The sequence below is a fragment of the Streptomyces sp. EDA2-14 genome (assembly GCF_054963755.1).
Genome location: NZ_JBUEGE010000004.1, coordinates 224,837 through 245,768 on the forward strand (window position 1 = coordinate 224,837; position 20,932 = coordinate 245,768).

General features: G+C 68.7%; 20 protein-coding genes. 13 read left to right on the plus strand and 7 right to left on the minus strand.

Annotation, left to right across the window (positions count from 1 at the left end; all coding sequences use genetic code 11):
* Positions 1 to 177 precede the first annotated feature (177 nt).
* Complete coding sequence (locus ACY34M_RS13955; RefSeq protein ID WP_462718240.1) at positions 178 to 261, minus strand: putative leader peptide; 84 nt, start codon at positions 259 to 261, stop codon at positions 178 to 180.
* Positions 262 to 398: 137 nt separating this feature from the next.
* Here ACY34M_RS13955 and ACY34M_RS13960 point away from each other — a divergent pair, with 137 nt between their 5' ends.
* From ACY34M_RS13960 to ACY34M_RS13980, 5 genes are all read left to right on the plus strand, one after another.
* Positions 399 to 824 carry a YjbQ family protein gene (locus ACY34M_RS13960; protein ID WP_462718241.1) on the plus strand — a complete coding sequence of 142 codons (426 nt, stop codon included), beginning with the start codon at positions 399 to 401 and terminating at the stop codon, positions 822 to 824.
* 162 nt (positions 825 to 986) lie between these two features.
* Positions 987 to 1,298, plus strand: coding sequence for a hypothetical protein (locus ACY34M_RS13965; RefSeq protein ID WP_462717928.1), 312 nt, complete (start codon positions 987 to 989; stop codon positions 1,296 to 1,298).
* 65 nt (positions 1,299 to 1,363) lie between these two features.
* The gene (locus ACY34M_RS13970; RefSeq protein ID WP_462717929.1) at positions 1,364 to 2,590 is read left to right on the plus strand and encodes a hypothetical protein; all 1,227 of its coding nucleotides are present in this window, start codon (positions 1,364 to 1,366) and stop codon (positions 2,588 to 2,590) included.
* Complete coding sequence (locus ACY34M_RS13975; protein WP_462717930.1) at positions 2,587 to 3,324, plus strand: hypothetical protein; 738 nt, start codon at positions 2,587 to 2,589, stop codon at positions 3,322 to 3,324. The genes ACY34M_RS13970 and ACY34M_RS13975 overlap by 4 nt, the downstream gene beginning before the upstream one ends.
* A gap of 22 nt (positions 3,325 to 3,346) precedes the next feature.
* Positions 3,347 to 3,949, plus strand: a complete 603-nt coding sequence (locus tag ACY34M_RS13980; protein WP_462717931.1) for a hypothetical protein — start codon at positions 3,347 to 3,349, stop codon at positions 3,947 to 3,949.
* 130 nt (positions 3,950 to 4,079) lie between these two features.
* Here the strand turns inward: ACY34M_RS13980 and ACY34M_RS13985 are convergent, their stop codons facing one another.
* The 3 genes from ACY34M_RS13985 to ACY34M_RS13995 all read right to left on the minus strand — a co-directional run bounded on the left by ACY34M_RS13985 (position 4,080) and on the right by ACY34M_RS13995 (position 5,799).
* Positions 4,080 to 4,640 (minus strand): cupin domain-containing protein, encoded by a 561-nt coding sequence (locus tag ACY34M_RS13985; protein ID WP_462717932.1) that lies wholly within the window; start codon positions 4,638 to 4,640, stop codon positions 4,080 to 4,082.
* A 38-nt stretch (positions 4,641 to 4,678) separates the two neighbouring features.
* The gene (locus ACY34M_RS13990) at positions 4,679 to 5,146 is read right to left on the minus strand and encodes an N-acetyltransferase family protein (protein ID WP_462718242.1); all 468 of its coding nucleotides are present in this window, start codon (positions 5,144 to 5,146) and stop codon (positions 4,679 to 4,681) included.
* 143 nt (positions 5,147 to 5,289) lie between these two features.
* Complete coding sequence (locus tag ACY34M_RS13995; RefSeq protein WP_462717933.1) at positions 5,290 to 5,799, minus strand: nuclear transport factor 2 family protein; 510 nt, start codon at positions 5,797 to 5,799, stop codon at positions 5,290 to 5,292.
* A 124-nt stretch (positions 5,800 to 5,923) separates the two neighbouring features.
* Here ACY34M_RS13995 and ACY34M_RS14000 point away from each other — a divergent pair, with 124 nt between their 5' ends.
* Positions 5,924 to 6,814, plus strand: coding sequence for a LysR family transcriptional regulator (locus tag ACY34M_RS14000; protein WP_462717934.1), 891 nt, complete (start codon positions 5,924 to 5,926; stop codon positions 6,812 to 6,814).
* On the opposite strand, the gene ACY34M_RS14005 is transcribed toward ACY34M_RS14000, so the two are convergent.
* Positions 6,815 to 8,089, minus strand: a complete 1,275-nt coding sequence (locus ACY34M_RS14005; RefSeq protein WP_462717935.1) for a metallophosphoesterase — start codon at positions 8,087 to 8,089, stop codon at positions 6,815 to 6,817.
* Between the two features lie 226 nt (positions 8,090 to 8,315).
* Here ACY34M_RS14005 and ACY34M_RS14010 point away from each other — a divergent pair, with 226 nt between their 5' ends.
* The 3 genes from ACY34M_RS14010 to ACY34M_RS14020 are packed head-to-tail and all read left to right on the plus strand — an operon-like array spanning position 8,316 to position 13,780.
* Positions 8,316 to 10,523, plus strand: a complete 2,208-nt coding sequence (locus tag ACY34M_RS14010) for a discoidin domain-containing protein (protein WP_462717936.1) — start codon at positions 8,316 to 8,318, stop codon at positions 10,521 to 10,523.
* A 10-nt stretch (positions 10,524 to 10,533) separates the two neighbouring features.
* A complete protein-coding gene (locus ACY34M_RS14015; protein ID WP_462717937.1) occupies positions 10,534 to 12,711 on the plus strand; it encodes a discoidin domain-containing protein in 2,178 nt (725 codons plus the stop codon).
* Positions 12,712 to 12,724: 13 nt separating this feature from the next.
* The gene (locus ACY34M_RS14020; protein ID WP_462717938.1) at positions 12,725 to 13,780 is read left to right on the plus strand and encodes a DUF1996 domain-containing protein; all 1,056 of its coding nucleotides are present in this window, start codon (positions 12,725 to 12,727) and stop codon (positions 13,778 to 13,780) included.
* Positions 13,781 to 13,802: 22 nt separating this feature from the next.
* Here the strand turns inward: ACY34M_RS14020 and ACY34M_RS14025 are convergent, their stop codons facing one another.
* The gene (locus ACY34M_RS14025; RefSeq protein WP_462717939.1) at positions 13,803 to 15,125 is read right to left on the minus strand and encodes an ROK family protein; all 1,323 of its coding nucleotides are present in this window, start codon (positions 15,123 to 15,125) and stop codon (positions 13,803 to 13,805) included.
* Between the two features lie 137 nt (positions 15,126 to 15,262).
* On the opposite strand from ACY34M_RS14025, the gene ACY34M_RS14030 reads away from it, so the two are divergent.
* The 4 genes from ACY34M_RS14030 to ACY34M_RS14045 are packed head-to-tail and all read left to right on the plus strand — an operon-like array spanning position 15,263 to position 19,867.
* Positions 15,263 to 16,579: an ABC transporter substrate-binding protein gene (locus ACY34M_RS14030; RefSeq protein ID WP_462717940.1), complete on the plus strand. Its 1,317-nt coding sequence runs from the start codon at positions 15,263 to 15,265 to the stop codon at positions 16,577 to 16,579.
* A 14-nt stretch (positions 16,580 to 16,593) separates the two neighbouring features.
* The gene (locus tag ACY34M_RS14035; RefSeq protein WP_462717941.1) at positions 16,594 to 17,589 is read left to right on the plus strand and encodes a carbohydrate ABC transporter permease; all 996 of its coding nucleotides are present in this window, start codon (positions 16,594 to 16,596) and stop codon (positions 17,587 to 17,589) included.
* Positions 17,590 to 17,617: 28 nt separating this feature from the next.
* Positions 17,618 to 18,457, plus strand: coding sequence for a carbohydrate ABC transporter permease (locus ACY34M_RS14040; RefSeq protein ID WP_462718243.1), 840 nt, complete (start codon positions 17,618 to 17,620; stop codon positions 18,455 to 18,457).
* Between the two features lie 54 nt (positions 18,458 to 18,511).
* A complete protein-coding gene (locus ACY34M_RS14045; RefSeq protein ID WP_462717942.1) occupies positions 18,512 to 19,867 on the plus strand; it encodes a GH1 family beta-glucosidase in 1,356 nt (451 codons plus the stop codon).
* A 20-nt stretch (positions 19,868 to 19,887) separates the two neighbouring features.
* Here the strand turns inward: ACY34M_RS14045 and ACY34M_RS14050 are convergent, their stop codons facing one another.
* Positions 19,888 to 20,907, minus strand: a complete 1,020-nt coding sequence (locus tag ACY34M_RS14050; protein WP_462717943.1) for a LacI family DNA-binding transcriptional regulator — start codon at positions 20,905 to 20,907, stop codon at positions 19,888 to 19,890.
* Positions 20,908 to 20,932 lie beyond the last annotated feature (25 nt).

Below are 20,932 nucleotides of genomic sequence, written 5' to 3' on the forward strand. Positions count from 1 at the left end.
GCGGGCGCGCGTCAATGGCGCGCTGTCACGGACGAAGGCCGAGGCGGCGACGGAAGATGAAGAAGGCGGGGGAGCGAAGCCACCACGCTGATGCGTGCAGCGTCAACGTGATACGTGCGGCGTCAACGGAACACGCACGACATCAAGCGGGCAACGCGGAAGAAGCGGTAATGGGCGTCAGCGGCCGAGGCGACACGCGGCAGAGGCCACCCGCAGCAGGTCGATGTGACCGCGCGTGGTGAGCATGGCTGAACGCAACATGCGGCAGAACGTATCCAGTTGTCGACCTATGGTCAACGCCGTCTCAGCGTATGGACCATGAATCCCACGCCCGGACCGAGACGGCACCGCCCTCGCCCACTCACCTGAGCGACAATGAACCCATGTCAAATACCCCCATGTCAGGCGCCTTCACCACCCGAGTCCTGGACCTCACCACCGGCTCCGCCGAGCGCGTCGTCGACCTCACCCGCGACTGCGAGTCCTTCCTGCGCGAGGTCGCGCAGGGCCGCGACGGTCTCCTCAACCTCTTCGTCCCGCACGCCACCGCGGGCATCGCCGTCATCGAAACGGGCGCCGGCAGCGACGACGACCTCCTGGCCGCCCTCCACACCCTCCTGCCCGCCGACGACCGCTGGCAGCACCGCCACGGCTCCCCGGGCCACGGCCGCGACCACGTCCTCCCGGCGATCGTCCCGCCGCATGCGACGTTGCCCGTGGTCGGGGGCGGCCTGGAACTGGGCACGTGGCAGTCGGTGTGCCTGGTGGACACCAACAAGGACAATCCCCACCGCAAGGTCCGGTTGAGTTTCTTCGGCGGGTGAGTCGCCTTGGCCGCACTGTAGTGGACGGTTGCGCGGCGACGGTGCGACCAGCTTCACATTCGCCTCTGCCCTCGCCATTGGCACGATAATGTGGCTGCGAAACCACGATCAGAAACCTGTTGAGCGGCTATCTGCCGCCGCTGCGAGGGCGGGGAGGCCGGAGTGGGTGACCACTTCAAGACGGATACCGATGAACTGGCGTCGTTCATGAAGACTCTGAACGACGCCAAGACTGCCCTCGAAGAAGTCCGCAAGTCCATGCAGAGTGTCTCGTCCGCGGGTATCGGGACCAAGGATCTCGACTCAGCCTGCAACGAGTTCCAGGAGCACTGGAAGTACGGCTCGGAGCAGATTGCCGAGCAGACCGGCAAGCTCGCCGAAGGAATCAAGCAGACCAAGAGCAACTATCAGGAAGTCGAGACGGCCCTCGAGGACGGCTTTCGCAAGGCCGCGGCACGACCGGGGGAAAAGTGACTGCGAATCCATACACTCACCTCGGGTTCAACCCTGCGCCGGGCAACCTCGGCACCGTCTCCGAATTGACGGCGAAGCTGAACAAGTCAGCCGAAACGATCTCCGAAGCACACAAAATGATCACGAGGCTTCGGAGCGGGACCTCGTGGGAGGGCGACGCGGCAGTCGCCTTCCGGGAGGAACTCGACGGTGCGATTCCGACGAACCTCAAGAACGCCTACACATCCATCGGCAAGGCCTCAGCCGCGCTGACCGCCTGGCAGGGCGTGCTCGATGGCCACCAGGACCGGGCGCGGAAGCTCGACGGCGAGGCAAAGGCAGCCAAGGAGGAGGTCGACACGGCCGAGGGACAGGAGAAGAGCGCCTCGGCCAACCCTGACCTCAAGCTTGCCGGCAAGACGTTCACCGACGACGCTGAGCTGAGGAACGCGCAGGCGCGACTGGACACGGCGACTGATGAGCTGAACAAAGCGCGCGAAGCGGTCACCAATGCCAAGAACGCCTACAACGACGTCATCAGGCGGGCCAGAGAGCTGGAGGACGACCACTCCACCGACGCCCGCAACCAGGCACGAGTCATCCGGGACGCGACGGACAACCTGGCGCCCGAGGAGCCGAACTGGTTCGAGAAGGCGATGGACTGGGTCGGTGACAACCTCACCGACATCCTCGGTGCGATTGCCGCGATCGCCGGTCTCGCCGCGTTGTTCTTCGCCGTGCCGGTCGGCCCCATCCTGCTTCTGGTAGCCGCGGCGGCCAGCGCCGCCACCCTGGTTTCCCGGCTCTCCGATCCCACGGTGAGAGCCTCGCTCAAGGACGGCTTCACCAAGGGCGAGTTCGATGCAGACTTCTGGAGTAACAGCGTCGGACTGGCAGGCGACGCTCTCGGAGTGGTTCCGGGCGTCGGGGCCTTGGCGCGCGGTATCAACGGCACAGCGCGTGCGGCGAGCGCCGGTGCCGAGGCACTGACGCTGGGGGAGAAGCTGTCCAGTGTGGGCAGTAACACCTGGACTGCCGCCCAGCGCATCGCCTCCGCCGACAACCCGGTTACCACCTGGATGGTGAAGGGCGCTGCAAACCCATCTGCCTGGGCCAAGGGCATTGACGTCGGCGTTTCCGGTGCCGGTGCGGTCACTGGCGCCTACGGTGTCGCGAAGAACGCGTGGGACGACATCAAGAACGACACCGTGGAGAACGTCGGCACTGGCATGGACGCCGCCCGCGCCGGTTCGTTCGACGTTGCAGGCCATGGCGCCACCGCCCTTAAAACATTGCAGGTGTTGTTCCGATGACACCTACAGAACTGGTCGACGACGGCGACGGCGTTGAGTACGGGTACGAGATTCAGGAATCCGCGATGCAGCGGGACTGTGACGTGTGGTTCGCGATCCCTCCGGGTTTCGTGGAGATCCCGATCGCCGACCTCTTCGCTGAACCGGATTCGCCCGAGGCCGCGCGGACCGTTGAGGCTGTCAACACGCTCCTCGGCCTCGTGCCGGAGGAGCAGCGTGCGGACTTCCTCACTCAGTTGAGTGAGGCGCGGGCCCTCAGCGGGCTGATGATCAAGGAAGGTGTTGTGCACGTCTCCATCGGCGCGCATGAGCGCGACGACGGCGAGATGATCTCCTCCGTTCTCACCATCACCAGCAAGGAAACGCCGTTCTCTCCGCCGAAGTTGGCGGCAGCGCGGGCCGCCGCGCAGCGCGAGAGCGCGGTACCCGTGGCAGTGGTGGATCTGCCATGCGGCCCCGGCGCGTTCACCGAATCCGTGGTCGAGGTGCCTGCCGAAGCCGATGCGCAGCAGCCCTCCCTCTATGAAGTAACGGCATATATGCCCTACCCCGACGGACAAAGGCTCCTCGTCCTCACGCTCACCTCCACGGCTGTGGAGGCTCGGGAGCACTATCGCGACATCCACCGCGGGATTGCCCACATGGTGAGCTTCGACAATCCGCTCCCAGAGGAGATCAAGGAGCGGATCCCCGAGTCCGATGTCGCGGTATCCGTACGCACCGCTTTCGGCTGACCAGCCCGGAAAAGGAACGGCCATGGACACGACCCTGACGAAGACGGCCTACGAGGACCCGGAGACCCGGCGGGGCTGGCGCCGCACGACTCTGTTTCGGCTGTGTGCCTTCCTGCTGTCGCTGGCGTCCTTTCCGGTCTGGCTTCTCGCGGTGCTCATGACGTCGGCCTGGGCCTTGACAGTGCTCATCCCGGTCCTGCTGGTGCTGCTCTACGTTGCCATGCTGAACGTCGTACGTCTCTGCGAGGTCATGAGCCTGCGCCGGATTCTGCGGGTCTATCCGTGGCAGTCCTGTACGGGAGCCGCGGGCCTGGCGGACAACGGCTCCGTCCGGTTCTCCTTGCCCGACCCGGAGCGCTCCGAGAAGTACGTCCCGATCGGCCACGGCAGTTGGCTGGGCAGTGGATTCACGTTCTGGGTTCGCTCGGTGAAAGCGGGGACGGTGCCCCAGCTGTGGTTCGCGGGAGATCCGCGTTTCCTCGGCGTCGTCGCGGTGCCCGGTCCGCGGCGGCTGGTGCGGGTGGCGCAGCGGGAGGCCCTCGACGGCCGGATGTCGGGCCGCAAGCGCGGAATCAGTCCCGAGGCGCGGGAGCGCGCCAAGGCGGCGGGCGCGCGCGTCGGTTGAGGACCCCGCTGTTGCCGATGCGTGACGAGGGGCGGCTGCCAGGGAAGGGTGGAGTCCGGCCGTTCCAAGAACGGCCGGACTCGGCGCCATTGTGTGACCCGGGTCGCGGTCCCGCCGTCTACGGGGTCGATCACGCCGGCATTTCGCGGGCGGCCCGCCAGGCGGGGCTGTCGACGTAGTGGTTGTCGAATCGCTCCGCGGAGGCGGGGATCTCCTGCGCGGGGGCCTCGCCGCGCATCACCCGGCCGAGCAGGCGCAGGTAGTCGAACCGGCCCATGCCCGGTGTGAAGACGAACAGGACGTCCGCCTCATGGCCGGGCGCCGCGGCGAAGGCGTGCGGGGTGTGGGGCGGCACGGCCAGGAAGTCGCCCGCCTCCAGGACGGTGATCTCCTCGTCCACCAGTACTTGGAGGGAGCCGCTGATCACGAAGAACAGCTCCGTCGCCTTGGTGTGGAAGTGCGCGGGGGCTCCGACGGCCCCTTCGGCGAACGTGGATCGATAGCTCGTGAAGTCGTCGGAGTCGGCGAGCAGTGTCATCACGCTGCTGGGGTCGGCGCAGGTCTCGGCTTCGGCGTGACGGGTCAGTACCGGTCCTCTCGCAGTTGTAGCGGTTGTAGCGGTTGTAGCGGTTGTAGCGGTTGTAGCGGTCGTAGTGGGCGTAGCGGTCTTTGGGGTCTTTGGGGTTTTCATGTCCTGCATCTCTTTGAGTCGGGAAGTTCTCGGTGAGTTCAGAGCGCCCGGTGCATGATGTGCAGCCCCACATATCCGTGCACCGGATGGCGGAAGCCCTCCGGGAGGGTGCCCACCACCTTCAGGCCGAGTGAGCGCCAGAGAGCGACTGCCCGTGCATTGGTCTCCACTACGGCGTTGAACTGCATGGCCCGGAAGCCGTCGCGCCGCGCCTGCGCGATGACGTGTTCCCCGAGTGCCCGGCCCACGCCCTGTCCCGAGTGCGCCGGGTCGACCATGAAACTGGCGCTTGCGATGTGTGAGGCACCGCCGCGGTGATTGCGGACACTGTTGGCGGTGCCGAGGATCTCGCCACCGCTGTCCACGGCGACGAAGGTGCGGCCGGGCGGGCTGGGGAACCACATCGACTGCGCCTGATCCCGCGTGGTGTCGCGATCCCAGGAGAATGTCTCCCCGGCCCGGACGATGCCCTCCATGAAGGCCCACATCTTCGGCCAGTCCGCCATGGTGGCTTCCCGGACGAGTGGACTGCTTGTGCCGGCCGTGCGGTGTCTTTCTTCCTCGTGCGATTCGTCTGCGTTCGGGGACCCGTCAAAGGTGTGCGTCATCATCAGTTCTCTTTCTTGCGTCGCGTGGTCGAATTCGGTGTTCAGGCAGAGAAGATGGCGGTGGGGTCGCCGGTGAACCAGGCGTTGTCGATGCGCATCCTGTCGATCACCCACCGGTTTCCGTCGCGGACCAGGTCGACCGCATAAGGGTTCTTCAGCAGGGCGAAGGTGCTGCGGTCCGCGATGAGCAGATGCTGGGCCTCCACCAGCGCGGTCAGCCGTGCGGTGTCACCGTCGATGGCGATCCGCGGATTGGTGACCTGGTGGGTGGTGTCCACCCGACCGGTGAACAGGCCGAGGATCGTGGTGACGATCGTGCTGCGGCCGACCATCAACGGCGGTCGGCCGCCCCACTTCGCTGCCGCCGGGGCGAAGTCCAGCTCGGCGTCGGCGGCGAAGGCGGAGCCGAACAGCTCGGTGTCCTTCAGGTCCTGGCCCAAACCGAACCGGAACAGTGCGTCGAGGATCTCGGTGCGGTCACGCAGCTCCGCGACGGCCTTCTCGGTGTCGCCGGCTGTGGCGGAGAGCGCGTGCTCTGTGGTGACGTACATCGATGGCTCCAGAACTGGGAGGTCGGGGTTGGTGCGTTGCTTTAAATCTCGCGGCTGGCGGTGGGCCGATCAACGCCGACCTGTGCAACGATCGTGAAGTCCGGGTTCACGATGCGGGGGCGCAATGCTGGAACGGTACGAGCTGGACGCCTTTCTCACCCTGGCCGAGGAGCTGCACTTCGGCCGGACCGCCGAGCGGCTGCGGCTTTCCACCACGCGAGTCAGTCAGACCATCGCGAAACTCGAACGCCGTGTCGGTGCGCCACTGTTCAGGCGCACCAGTCGGCGTGTGGAACTGACCGCGGTCGGCAGGCAGCTGGAGGAGGACGTGCGGCCTGCCTGGTCCCTGATCGCCGCCGCGTTCGAGCGGGCGGTCGACACGGGGCGAGGCCTCACGGGAACGCTACGCGTCGCGTTCGTCGGCGCGGCCGCTGGTCAACTTCTGCTTTCGGCGGCTGAGTTGTTCCGTGTACGCGCACCAGGGTGCGAGGTGCGGCTGCGCGAGGCCCAGGTCGGCGAGGTGTTCTCCTGGATCCGTGACGGGGAGGTCGACACCGCGTTGATGCACCGCTCCGCGGTCGAACCCGACCTCGCCTGCGGTCCGGTGCTCGTACGCGAGGCACGCATGCTGGCCGTTCCCGTCGGGCACACCCTTGCCCGGCGGGAGTCGCTGAGCATGGAGGACCTGGCCCGGGTGAGATTGCTGCGGCTGCCCGAGAACGTTCCCGACGCTCTCCAGCGGGACACCTCGCCGTCCACCACTCCCTCCGGTCGCCCCATCGAACACGGCCCCTCCTCGGCCACGTTCAACGAAATACTCACGCGTGTCGGCGCGGGCGAAGGCTGCTTCACCGTCGGTGCGCAGGTACGGCGCTATTACCAACGCCCCGACATCGCCTACGTCTCCCTTCGCGACGCGCCACCGGTGGAGTGGACTCTGTACTGGCGCGCCGACTCCGCGACCGCCCGCGTCCGCACGTTCAGCGACTGCGCCGTCAGCCTGACCAACGGATGACTAGGCCGACTCCGGGGAGCGGAGTACCAGCAGGGTGATCTCGCTGGGGGCGAAGACACGGAAGGGTGGGCCCCAGAAGCCGGCGCCGCGGCTCGTGTAGAGCTGGGTGCGCGTGCCGTGGTGGCTGAGACCGGCGAGCGCGGGCTGGTCGAGCCGGACCAGATGGTGGAAGGGCCAGATCTGGCCACCGTGGGTGTGGCCGGAGAGCTGGAGGTCGACGCCGTGGGCCGCCGCGCGGTCCACGAACTTGGGCTGGTGGGCGAGGAGGAGGACCGGCAGGTCGGGGTCGACTCCGTCCAGGGCTCCGTCGAGGTGGGCGCGGTGGCCCGCCAGTCCGGAAGACTCCGCGGTGACATCGTCGACGCCCGCGACCACGAGGGTGTCACCGCCGCGTTCGAGCAGCAGATGGCGGTTGCGCAGCGGCTCCCAGCCCAGCTCGTCCATCAGGTCCACCCAGCCCTGGGCCTCGCTGTAGTACTCGTGGTTGCCGGTGACGTAGACCCGGGCCTTGGTCGCCTGCACGGTGCCCAAGGTGGTGGCCTGGGCGCGACGGCGGTCGGCCGTGCCGTCCGCGATGTCACCGGTGTGGCAGACGAGGTCGGCCTCCAGGGTGTTCACCGTCTCGCAGAGCCGTTCCGACCAGCGGGCGCGGTCGAGCGGACCGTAGTGGGTGTCGGTGATCAGGACGACGCGGGTGCCGTCCAAGCCGGCGCCCAGGCGCGGGAGTTGTACGTCCAGGCTGCGCACCCGCGGCACGCGTCGGGCCTCGACGTACCCCCGGGCGAGCAGCACGGCGGCCACGCCGAGGACGGCCCACGTGACGATCCGCGCCCGGTCCTGGCCGTCCCCCACACCGGCCACGGTCAGGGCGAGCCGCAGCAGGACTCCGAGCAGCACGGACCACGTGAACAGGACCCAGATGGCACCCAACAGCGTGTCACCGACGATCGCCGCCCGGTCCTGCTGGCGCCGCCCGTGGCCGCGCATCATCGCGAGCGGCATGCCGATCAGGCCGAGGGCGAACAGCGCGGTGCCGGTCAACGCGGCGGTCAGTGGCCAGTCCTGGCCGGTGTGCAGGAGAACCCAGCACGGCACGGCCCACAGCAGGACGGGGGCGATCAGGGGGATGTAACGCATCAGGCGCTGCAGCAGGCTCCGTGGCGCCTCTCGCGCCTCACCTGCTTCTTGCGCCTGACCTGCCTCTCGCGCCCGGCCTTCCTCTCGCCCCTCCCGCTTCTTGCCGTCGGCGGATCGGGTGTCGCTGGTCTCGGTCACGCTTCCCCTCCCGGGGCTCTGTCCGGCGGATCGTTCCGATTCTGCTCCGGTGTGCGCGGCCGCTGAGCTCCACCCCATCAACCTGCACTTAATGCAAGCCAAAAGAAAAGTCGTGTTCGGATCCTTGACCGCGACCGGCGCCACAGGCAAGGTGCCGGGGGAGCACACGGAGAGCGCTCTCCCGCCCCTTCCGTGTCAAACCCCTTCCGTGTCAAGGAGTGTCCCCATGCCCAGAGTTGGCTTACCTCCGAGAACGCCGGTGCCGCGCGGCACCGGCCGTCGCAGATCCACCTCCCGCGGACTCGTCGGCGTGCTGGTCGGCGTCCTGGCCGCCGCCCTGCTCACCGTCGTCCCCGCCGCGCAGGCCCGGGCCGCGGACCAACTCCTTTCGCAGGGAAAGCCGGTGACCGCCTCCAGCCAGGAGCACTACGGCACCCCGGCCACCGCCGCCGTGGACGGCGACAACGGCACCCGCTGGTCCAGCGCCGCCGCCGACCCGCAGTGGATCCGCGTCGACCTCGGCGAACGCGCCACCCTCAGCCGGGTCGAACTGCGCTGGGAGGCCGCCTACGCCAAGGCCTACCGGATCGAGACGTCCCAGAACGGCACGGACTGGTCGACGGCCTACTCCACCACCACCGGCGCCGGCGGCACGGAGACCGTGGACGTCTCCGGCACCGCCCGCTACGTCCGCATGCTCGGCACCGCCCGCGCCACCCCGTACGGCTACTCCCTCTGGGAGTTCAAGGTCTACGGCACCACCGGCGACACCTCAGGACCGATCCAGGGCGGCGGCGACCTCGGCCCGAACGTGCACATCGTCGACCCCTCGACGCCCGGCATCCAGGCCAAACTGGACCAGGTCTTCAAGGAGCAGGAGTCGGCCCAGTTCGGCTCCGGGCGGCACGCCTTCCTGTTCAAGCCGGGCACCTACGACAACCTCAACGCCCAGATCGGCTTCTACACCCAGATCGCCGGCCTCGGACTGCGCCCCGACGACACCACGATCAACGGTGATGTCACCGTCGACGCCGGCTGGTTCAACGGCAACGCCACGCAGAACTTCTGGCGCAGCGCGGAGAACCTCGCCGTGAAGCCGGTCAACGGCACCGACCGGTGGGCGGTCGCACAAGCCTCCTCGTTCCGCCGGATGCACGTCAAGGGCGGCCTCAACCTCGCGCCCAACGGCTACGGCTGGGCCAGCGGCGGCTACATCGCCGACAGCAAGATCGACGGTCAGATCGGCAACTACTCGCAGCAGCAGTGGTACACCCGCGACAGCTCGATCGGCGGCTGGTCCAACAGCGTCTGGAACCAGGTGTTCTCAGGTGTCTCGGGCGCTCCCGCGACCAGCTTCCCCGAGCCCCGCTACACCACGCTGGAGACGACGCCGATCTCCCGCGAGAAGCCCTTCCTCTACCTGGACGGCAGCGAGTACAAGGTCTTCGCGCCCGCCAAGCGCACCAACGCGCGCGGCACCACCTGGGCGGACGGCACCCCGCAGGGCGAGTCGATCCCGCTGAGCAAGTTCTACGTCGTCAAGCCCGGCGCCACGGCCGCCACCATCAACGCCGCCCTCGACCAGGGCCTGCACCTGCTCTTCACCCCCGGCGTCTACCACGTCGACCGCACCATCACCATCGACCGGCCGAACACGATCGTGCTGGGTCTCGGGCTCGCCACGATCGTCCCGGACAACGGCGTGACCGCCATGAAGGTCGCCGACGTCGACGGCGTGCGGCTCGCCGGTTTCCTCGTCGACGCAGGACCCGTCAACTCCCCGACGCTGCTGGAGATCGGCCCGCAGGGCGCGTCCGCCGACCACGCGGCCAACCCCACCACCGTGCAGGACGTCTACGTCCGCATCGGCGGCGCGGGCGCAGGCAAGGCCACCACCAGCATGGTGATCAACAACGACGACACCATCATCGACCACACCTGGGTGTGGCGGGCCGACCACGGCGAGGGCGTCGGCTGGGAGACCAACCGGGCCGACTACGGCGTCCGCGTCAACGGCGACGACGTCCTGGCCACCGGGCTGTTCGTCGAGCACTTCAACAAGTACGACGTCGAGTGGTACGGCGAACGCGGCCGGACGATCTTCTACCAGAACGAGAAGGCGTACGACGCCCCCAACCAGGCCGCCATCCAGAACGGTTCGACGAAGGGGTACGCCGCCTACCGGGTCGACGACTCGGTGGACACCCACGAGGCATGGGGCCTGGGCAGCTACTGCAACTACAACGTGGACCCGAACATCCGCCAGGACCACGGCTTCAAGGCACCGGTCAAGGCAGGGGTGAAGTTCCACAGCCTGCTCGTGGTCTCCCTCGGCGGCCAGGGCCACTACAACCACGTCATCAACGACACCGGTGACTCGACCGTCCCGGCAGGCACGTCGACCGTGCCGTCGACCGTCGTGTCCTTTCCCTGAGGGAGCAGATGTGTCCACAAACTCCTCAACCCCCTTGTACCGAAGACCAACCGGCCGCCGCGCCGTCCCCCTGCTCGCCGTCGGAGCGCTGGTGGCATCGTCCCTGGCCCTCGCCGCCGCCCCGCCCGCGCACGCCGCGGAGACCCTGCTCTCACAGGGCAAACCGGCCACCGCCTCCTCCCAGGAGGGTGACGGCTACGCCCCGTCGGCGGCCGTCGACGGCAATCTCACCGGCACCCGCTGGGCCAGCAAGTGGAGCGACCCGCAGTGGTTCCAGGTCGACCTCGGGCAGCGGTACGACCTCAGCCGTACCGTGCTGACCTGGGAAGGTGCGTACGGCAAGAGCTATCAGATCCAGGCGTCCGACAACGGCACGGACTGGCGCACCCTGAAGACCGTGACCGGCGGCGACGGCGGCACGGACGAGATCGCCGTCTCCGGATCCGGGCGCTACGTCCGGATGCTGGGCACCGAACGGTCCGGCGGCTACGGCTACTCCCTGTGGGAGTTCCAGGTGTACGGGACCGCGGACGGCACGCCGCCCGCCACCGGCGCCGTCAAGGTGACCGGCTCGCAGGGGAACTGGCAGCTGACCGTCGGCGGCAGGCCCTACACCGTCAAGGGTCTGACCTGGGGCCCGGCCATCGCGGACGCCCCGAAGTACCTGCCCGACGTCAAGTCCATGGGGGTCAACACGATCCGCACCTGGGGCACCGACGCCTCCACCAAGCCGCTCCTCGACACGGCCGCCGCGCAGGGCATCCGCGTCGTCAACGGCTTCTGGCTGCAGCCCGGCGGCGGCCCCGGCTCCGGCGGCTGCGTCAACTACGTCACCGACACCACGTACAAGAACAACATGCTCACCGAGTTCGCGAAGTGGGTGGAGGCGTACAAGAGTCACCCGGCGACGCTCATGTGGAACGTCGGCAACGAGTCGGTGCTCGGTCTCCAGAACTGCTACAGCGGAACGGAGTTGGAGGCACAGCGCAATGCCTACACCGGCTTCGTCAACGACGTCGCCAAGAAGATCCACAGCATCGACCCCGACCACCCCGTCACCTCGACCGACGCCTGGACGGGGGCCTGGCCCTACTACAAGCGCAACGCGCCCGACCTCGACCTGTACTCGATGAACTCCTACGGCGACGTCTGCGGCGTCCAGGAGGACTGGGAGAAGGGCGGATACACCAAGCCGTACATCATCACCGAGAGCGGCCCCGCCGGTGAGTGGGAGGTGCCCGACGACGCCAACGGCGTCCCCGACGAACCGACCGACGTACAGAAGGCCGAGGGGTACACCAAGGCCTGGGAGTGCATTACCGGCCACCGGGGCGTCGCCCTCGGAGCCACCCTCTTCCACTACGGCGTCGAGCACGACTTCGGCGGGATCTGGTTCAACCTCGTGCCCGACGGGCTGAAGAGGCTGTCCTACTACGCGGTGAAGAAGGCGTACAGCGGATCGACCAGTGGTGACAACACCCCGCCCGTCGTCACCGACATGGCCGTGGAGCACGCCTCTTCGGCCGCGGCGGGGGAGGAGTTCACCGTCCGCGCGAACACCCGCGACCCCGACGGCGACCCGGTCACCTACAAGGTCTTCCTCAGCGGCAACTACGCCAACGGCGACAAGCGTCTGGTCGAGGCCAAGTGGCGGGCGACCGGCAACGGCACCTTCGCCGTGACGGCCCCTGAGAAGCTCGGCGTGTGGAAGGTCTACGTCCAGGCCGAGGACGGCCACGGCAACGCCGGCATCGAGACCAAGTCGGTCAAGGTCGTCGCCCCGCCGGTCAGCGGCACGAACATGGCGCTGAACAAGCCGACCACCGCCTCCTCCTACCAGCCCTCGTACGGCGACTGCCCGTGCGAGCCCGCCAAGGCGACGGACGGCAAGGCCGACACACGCTGGGCCAGCGACTGGAGCGACCCGCAGTGGATCAGGGTCGACCTCGGCACCGCCACCGCCATCCGCAAGCTCCAGCTCGTCTGGGACCCCGCCTACGCCAAGTCCTACGAGGTGCAGGTCTCGGACGACGGCAGCACCTGGCGCACGGTGCACACCACGACCGACGGCAACGGCGACATCGACACCGTCGACGTCACGGCGACCGCGCGGTACGTACGGCTGAACCTGACGGCGCGTGGCACCAGTTGGGGCTACTCGCTGCACGAGTTCGGCATCTACGGATGACGAAAGGGGCCCCATGAGACCGCGTTCGAAACTCCCCGCGCTGCTGATCGGCAGCGCGCTCCTCGCAAGCGTGCTCGGCATCGGCACCGTCGCCACGGCGGCCGGACCCGAAAGCACCCCGGTCGGCACGCACACCATGGCGGTGTCGACCAAGGCGTCCGCCGACGATCCGGACGGCGACGGCTACATACCGGCCGACCCTCCGGTCACCGGTGTGACCCCGTCCGACGCCACCCCGCCACCGCGCTACTTCCACGAGTTCCAGGCCAACTGCGCCGTCACGCACACCGCGCCGGACGACCCGATCGTGTACCCGGGGCAGCCCGGCACGTCCCACGACCACACCTTCATGGGCAACACGACGACGAACGCGAACAGCACGACGGCGAGCCTCTACGGCGGCGACACCACCTGCAAGGCACCTGCCGACGCCTCCGCGTACTGGATGCCGTCCCTGTTCAAGGGGGACACGAAGGTGCTGCCGGTCGGGCCGCAGGTCATCTACTACAAGGCGGGTGTCACCGACTACACGAGCGTCCGCCCCTTCCCCAAGGGGCTGCGCTTCGTCGTCGGCAGCCCGATGCAGAGCGCCCAGCAGTTCCGTGACCACAAGGGCTGGGTGGAGGGCTGGGAGTGCGGCGACAGCTTCAAGAACGTCGACATCCCGCAGCAGTGCCCGGCCGGATCGCAGCTCAACCTGCGGATGCAGGCGCCCAGTTGCTGGAACGGCCAGTACCTGGACACCCCCGACCACCAGAGCCACATGGCGTATCCGCTGGTGAAGCCCGGCACGAACGACAACGTGTGTCCGGCGAGCCACCCCGTGGCGCTGCCCATGATCGAGTTCAAGATGGCCTGGCCGGTCGACGGTGACATGTCCCGGGTCCGGCTCGCCAGCGGCCGCGGGTACTCCTTCCACTACGACTTCTTCAACGCGTGGGAGGAGCGCACCCTCAAGGCGATGGTCGACCACTGCATCGTGGGCGGCCTGCAGTGCGACACCCGTGGCTACGACCAGAACCACCCGGAGCGCGGCGCGGTGCTGAACGCCGACCACCGGCTGCCGTGACCCCGGTGGCGGGCGGCGCTGCTCACTGCACCGAGCGCTCCCGCAGCGCCGCCCGCCACGCCGGGTCCTGCTCCACCGGTTCGGCCTCCTCCGGCCTGCCGCCACGCGCGAAGAACCCGGCGAGCGGCAGGATCGCGGCGCCCACGGTGACGGCGTCGGGTCCCAGGGTGCCGAGGTCGATGCTCACGTGCGCGGCGGGGTAGGTCAGGGCGTACGACGTGGCATGGGCGGTCACCGAGTCCAGGAAGCGCCGGCCGAGCTGCAGCCCCGCCCAGCCGCCGACCAGGATGCGCTCGGGCTGGAAGAGGTTGATCAGGTCGGAGAACCCGGCGCCCAGGTACTCGGCGGTCTCCTCCAGGACGGCCAGAGCGGTGGCGTCGGGTTCCGGCGTGACCCCCGCCTCGTCCGGCTCCGGGTACGCGGCCGCGAGCATCGCGGTCAGCGCCGTCTCCTCGTTCGCGCCCGCGGGCGGCTGCCCGCCCGCCTCCGCCCAGCGCTCCAGCAGCGCCTCCGCGCCCGCGTACGCCTCCAGGCAGCCCATGGCGCCGCAGCGGCACCGGCGCCCGCGCACCCGCACCGTCAGGTGCCCCCACTCCACGGCCCGGCCCGGACCCATGTCGTCGCTGACGACGCAGGCGCCGACACCGGAGCCGAAAAGCACCACCGCGGCGCTCTGCGCGCCGCGCCCGGCGCCGAACCACATCTCCGCCTGCCCGAGCGTCTTGGCGCCGTTGTCGATGTAGTACGGCACGGTGTCGGGCAGCAGTTGGGCCTCGCGCAGCAGTCGCTCCAGCGGGACCGCGTCCCAGCCGATCGTCTGGCCGTGCACGACGGCGCCGTCCTCCGGGTCCCTGGCGACGATGCCCGGCACCCCCACGCCGACGCCGAGCAGCCGCTCCGCCGCGATGCCCGCCTGGTCGAGGACCTCGGCGATGCCCGTGCGCAGATGCGTCACGACGGTGCCGACGTCGTAGCGGTCGAGGCGGTTCGGCCCATCGGTCGCCAGCGGCTTCTCGGTCCTGGCCAGCTCGGTGAGGGCCAGGTCGAAGAGCTCGACCCGGACCCGGGTCTCGCCGACGTCGACACCGATCAGGTAGCCGCTCTGCGCGCTGATGCGCAGCAGTGTGCGGGGCCGCCCGCCGGCCGAGTCGACGCTGCCGGCCTCCTCCACCAGGCCCTCGTCGACCAGTTCGGAGACGACGTTGCTCACCGAGCCCGAACTGAGCCCGGTGGCCGGTCCCAGGGAGAACCGGCTGAGCGGTCCGTCGAAATACAACCGTTGCAATACCGCGGTGCGGTTCTCCCGCCGCAGGTCACGCACTGTACGGCCGTTGCGCACTCTCACCCTGTCCCCTTGCTCCGAAGTCCTTCTCGCAACCTACATCGGGCGGAGCCCTTGACGCGACCTTCGCTTGAGGTTTAACTCACAGCCTAAATTAAGTCGTGGTCCGCCAAGCCACTTCCCGGAAGGTCTCTGGAGTCATGCGAAGAATCAGAGCCGCGGCCGTCGGTGCCGTCACCCTCTCGTTCATGCTCACCGCGGCGGCCTGCGGCGGGGGGAGTTCCGGCTCGGAGGGGTCCAACGCGCAGCCGAAGACGCTGACGTACTGGGCCTCCAACCAGGGCGCGAACCTGAAGGTGGACAAGAAGGTCCTCCAGCCGGAACTCGACAAGTTCGAGAAGCGGACCGGCATCAAGGTGAAGCTGGAGGTCGTGCCCTGGGCGGACCTCCTCAACCGCATCCTCACCGCCACCACCTCGGGACAGGGCCCCGACGTCCTCAACATAGGCAACACCTGGAGCGCCTCCCTCCAGTCCAGCGGCGCCCTGCTGCCCTGGGACGCGAAGAACTTCGACGCGATCGGCGGCAAGGACCGCTTCGTCGAGTCCGCCCTCGGCTCCACCGGCGTGCAGGGCAAGGACCCGGCCGCCGTACCGCTGTACTCCATGGCCTACGCGCTCTACTACAACAAGAAGATGTTCGCCGACGCCGGCATCGACAAGCCGCCGACGACCTGGAAGGAGGTCGCCGAGACCGGCAAGAAGCTCTCGAAGAACGGCAAGTGGGGGCTCGGCGCCGAGGGCTCCAACCTCTCGAACAACATCCACCAGGTCTTCGTCCTCGCCAAGCAGCACGGCGCGGACTTCTTCACCCCCGACGGCAAGGCCGACTTCACCTCCGCGGGCGCGGTCGCCGGCGTCAAGCAGTACGTCGACCTGATGGCCAAGGACAAGGTCGTCGCGCCCGGCAACGCCGAGTACGCGCAGAACCAGTCCCTGAGCGACTTCTCCAAGGACAAGACGGCGATGGTGCTGTGGCAGACCGCCTCCGCCACCTTCAAGTCGCAGGGCATGAAGGACGACGAGTGGGGCGTCGCACCCGCCCCTGTGCAGTCCGGCGAGCCCGGCAAGGACAAGGCCACCAACTCGATGGTCGCCGGGATCAACATGGCCGTCTTCAAGAACACCAAGAACATCGACGGCGCCAAGAAGTTCGTGAAGTTCATGACCAGCGACGAGGAGCAGACCGTCCTCAACAAGGCGTACGGCTCCATCCCGCCGGTCAAGGCCGCCCAGCAGGACAAGGCCTTCAGCGCCCCGGCCGTCGCCGTCCTCAGGGACACCCTCACCACCAGCGCCACCGCACTGCCGCAGGTCGCCGAGGAGTCGCAGTTCGAGACCGTCGTCGGCACCGCCGTCAAGGAACTCTTCGCCGACGCCGCCGCCGGTCGTGCGGTGACCACCGCGTCCGTACGGGCCAAGTTGGCGAAGGCCCAGCAGCAGATGCCGAAGAAGTGAGTGCAGACACCACCATGACGACCACCGCCCCCCTCAGCGCAGGCGAGCGGACGGCACAGCGGAACGACCCCGAGGCGGCGCCGCGCAGGCGCCGCCCCGGGCGGCTGCGCCGCATCGGACTGCCGTACCTGCTGCTGCTCCCCGCACTGCTGCTCGAACTGCTCGTCCACCTGGTGCCGATGGTGATCGGCATCGCCGTCAGCTTCAAGGAACTGACCCAGTTCTACATCCGCGACTGGGGCACCGCGCCCTGGACCGGCCTCGACAACTACTCGCTCACCGTCGACTTCGACGCACCCGTCGGCAAGGCGCTGCTGAGCTCGTTCCTCGTCACCTGCCTGTTCACCGTGCTCTCCGTCGGCCTGTGCTGGCTGCTCGGAGCGGCCGCGGCGATCTTCATGCAGGAGACCTTCCGCGGCCGAGGCATCCTGCGCACGCTCTTCCTGGTGCCGTACGCCCTGCCCGTCTACGCCGCCGTCATCACCTGGGCGTTCATGTTCCAGCGGGACAACGGCCTGGTGAACCACGTGCTGCACGACCAGCTCGGCCTCACCGACAGCCCGCCGTTCTGGCTTATCGGCGACAACAGCTTCGTCGCCCTGCTCGTCGTCTCGGTGTGGAAGGGCTGGCCCTTCGCCTTCCTCATCATCATGGCCGGACTCCAGAACATCCCCAAGGACGTCTACGAGGCCGCCGCCCTCGACGGCGCGGGCATCTGGCAGCAGATCCGCCGCATCACCCTGCCGGCGCTGCGCCCCGTCAACCAGGTCCTCGTCCTCGTCCTGTTCCTGTGGACGTTCAACGACTTCAACACCCCCTTCGTCCTGTTCGGGAAGGCGGCCCCGGCAGCCGCGGACCTGATCTCGATCCACATCTACCAGTCCTCGTTCCAGACCTGGAACTTCGGGACGGGCTCCGCGATGTCGGTGCTGCTGCTCCTGTTCCTGCTCCTGGTGACGGGCGCCTACCTCTGGTTCACCTCCCGAGGAAGGAAGGCCAGCGATGTCTAGCCCCACCGTCCGGCAGCCGCGCTCCCCGATGGCCGCCCCGCGGTCCTTCCTGTGGAGCCGGCGGATCTTCCTGACCCTGCTCGCCGTCTTCGTGCTGCTGCCCGTGTACGTGATGGTCTCCAGCTCGCTGAAGCCGCTGGAGGACGTGTCGGGGAAGTTCGAGTGGTTCCCCTCGGGGCTCACCATCCAGCCGTACTTCGAGATCTGGGACACGGTCCCGCTGGCCGACTACTTCATGAACTCACTGATCGTGGCGGGCGCGGCGACCGTCTGCTCCGTCACCGTCGCCGTGTTCGCGGCGTACGCGGTCAGCCGCTACTCGTTCCGTGGCAAGCGCGTCTTCACGGTGACGGTCCTGTCGACCCAGATGTTCCCCGGCATCCTGTTCCTGCTGCCGCTGTTCCTCATCTACGTCAACATCGGCAACGCCACCGGCATCGCGCTCTTCGGCTCCCGCGGCGGCCTGATCCTCACCTACCTCACCTTCTCGCTGCCCTTCTCCATCTGGATGCTCATCGGGTACTTCGACTCGGTGCCCAGGGACCTCGACGAGGCGGCCAAGGTCGACGGCTGCGGGGCGCTCGGCGCGCTGTTCCGGGTCATCGTGCCCGCCGCGATCCCCGGCATCGTCGCCGTCGCCGTCTACGCGTTCATGACCGCCTGGGGCGAGGTCCTCTTCGCCTCCGTCATGACCAACGACACCACCCGCACCCTCGCCGTCGGCCTCCAGGGCTACTCCACCCAGAACGACGTGTACTGGAACCAGATCATGGCGGCCTCACTCATCGTCAGCCTGCCCGTCGTCGCCGGCTTCCTGCTCCTCCAGCGCTACCTCGTCGCCGGACTCACCGCGGGTGCCGTCAAGTAGTCGCGGGGCAGGACGACTTCATGCTCCCACCGGCCCACACCAGAAAGGCCCTCCGTGTTCGAATCGCTTGATCCCGCCGCCTTCCCCGCCGATTTCGCCTGGGGCACGGCCACCTCCGCCTACCAGATCGAGGGCGCCGCCGCCGAGGACGGCCGGGCACCGTCGATCTGGGACACCTTCTCCCACACCCCGGGCAAGGTCGACGGCGGCGACCACGGCGACATCGCCTGTGACCACTACCACCGGTGGCCCGAGGACATCGCCCTGATGAAGCGGCTCGGCACCGACACCTACCGGATGTCCGTCGCCTGGCCCCGCGTCCTTCCCGCCGGTGACGGACAGGTCAACGCGGCAGGGCTCGACTTCTACGACCGACTCGTCGACGCCCTCCTCGACGCCGGCATCACCCCCAACATCACCCTCTACCACTGGGACCTGCCCCAGGCCCTCCAGGACCGCGGCGGCTGGACCGCACGCGACACCGCCGAACACCTCGCCCACTACGCCTCCGTGGTCGCCACCCGGCTCGGCGACCGCGTCACCCAGTGGGCCACGCTCAACGAACCGCTCTGCTCCGCCTGGATCGGCCACCTCGAAGGCCGCATGGCCCCCGGCCTGACCGACCTGACCGCCGCCGTGCACGCCTCCTACCACCTGCTGCTCGCCCACGGCCTCGCCACCCACGCCGTCCGCGCGGCGGTCCCCGGCGCACAGGTCGGCCTCGTCACCAACCACTCCACCGTCGAAGCCGCTTCGACCCGCCCCGAGGACATCGCGGCGGCCACCCGCATGGACGGACACACCAACCGCTGGTGGCTCGACCCCGTCCACGGCCGCGGCTTCCCCGCCGACATGCGCGAGCTGTACGGGGTGGAACTGCCGGAGCGCCCCGGCGACCTGGACACCATCGCCGCGCCCCTCGACTGGCACGGCCTCAACTATTACTTCCCGGCGACCGTCACCGACGATCCCCGCGGCCCCGTCCCGTACGCCCGCGAGGTCCGGCTGCCCGACGTACCGCGCACCGGCATGGACTGGCAGATCGACGCCGGAGGCCTGGAGGCCCTGCTGCTGCGCCTCACCGACGACTACGGGGTCCGCAAGCTGTACGTCACCGAGAACGGCTCCGCGTTCCCCGACACCGTCTCGCCCGACGGCGCCGTCCACGACCCCGACCGGGCCGGCTACTTGGAGCAGCACCTGAACGCCTGCGCCCGGGCGATCGGCAAGGGCGCGCCGTTGGCCGGGTACTACGCCTGGTCCCTGCTCGACAACTTCGAATGGGCCTACGGCTACGACAAGCGCTTCGGTCTCGTCCACGTCGACTACGCGACCCAGGCCCGCACCCTCAAGACCAGCGGCCTGCGCTACGCGGAGATCATCCGCGCCCACCGGGAGTCCCACGCCTGACCGCGCCCCGCGGCCGCGGATCAGGCCGACTCGCGTACGACCAGCTCCGGTTCGAAGACCAGGGTGCGCGGTTCCGCACCGGCACCCTCGACGAGCTCGTCCAGCATCCCGGCCATGGCCGCCGTCATGTCCTCCACCGGCTGGCGCACGGTGGTCAGCGGCGGCCGGCACGTCGCGGCGACGCTCGAGTCGTCGAACCCGACGACGGCGACGTCCTGCGGAATGCGCCTGCCCAGTTCCCGCAGAACTTGGCAGGCGCCCCGGGCCATCAGGTCGTTCGCCGCGAACACGCCGTCCATGTCGGGGTGTTCGCGCAGCAGCGCGGCCATCGCCGTGGCCCCGCTGTCCAGCGTGAAGACACCTTCGGCGACAGGAGGGCCCGGCCGCCCCGCACGAGTCAGGGCGTCACGGCATCCGGCGAGACGCTCCCGACCGGCCCGGAGCTCCGGCGGGCCGCCGATCACCGCGACGCGGCGGCAGCCCCGCGCCACCAGATGCTCACCGGCCAGGCGCCCTCCCGCGCGGTGGTCCAGATCGACACAACTCACCGGTGTCGGCCGGGCGGGACGGGCGAACAGCACCGTGGGAACGCGGGCGGCGAGCAGCATCTCCGGCAGCGGATCGCCGGGTTGCACAGAGACGACCAGCGCGCCGTCCGCGCTGCCCTGCCGCAGGTAGTCGACCACCTGTTTCCTGGCCGGCTCCGACTCGGCGAACAGCAGCACCGGTTGCATCGCACGTCTCCGCAGATACCCCGCGACGCCGTCGACGACACGACCGAAGAACGGGTCGGCGAACACACGCCCGACGAAGGCGTCGCCCGCCCCCGACACGATCAACGCCACCGTCCCGGTGCGCCGCGTGACCAGCGTCCGCGCCGCGCGGTTCGGCGTGTACCCCGTCCGGTCGATCGCACGGCGCACGAGATCCTGAAGGCCGGGATCGACATTGCGCACCCCGTTCACGACCCGCGAGACGGTGGCACGGGAGACCCCGGCCTCCCGCGCGACATCCTCCAGCGTGGGGGCCTGCCTGCTCATACGCCGAACCCTAACCTCCGAACCC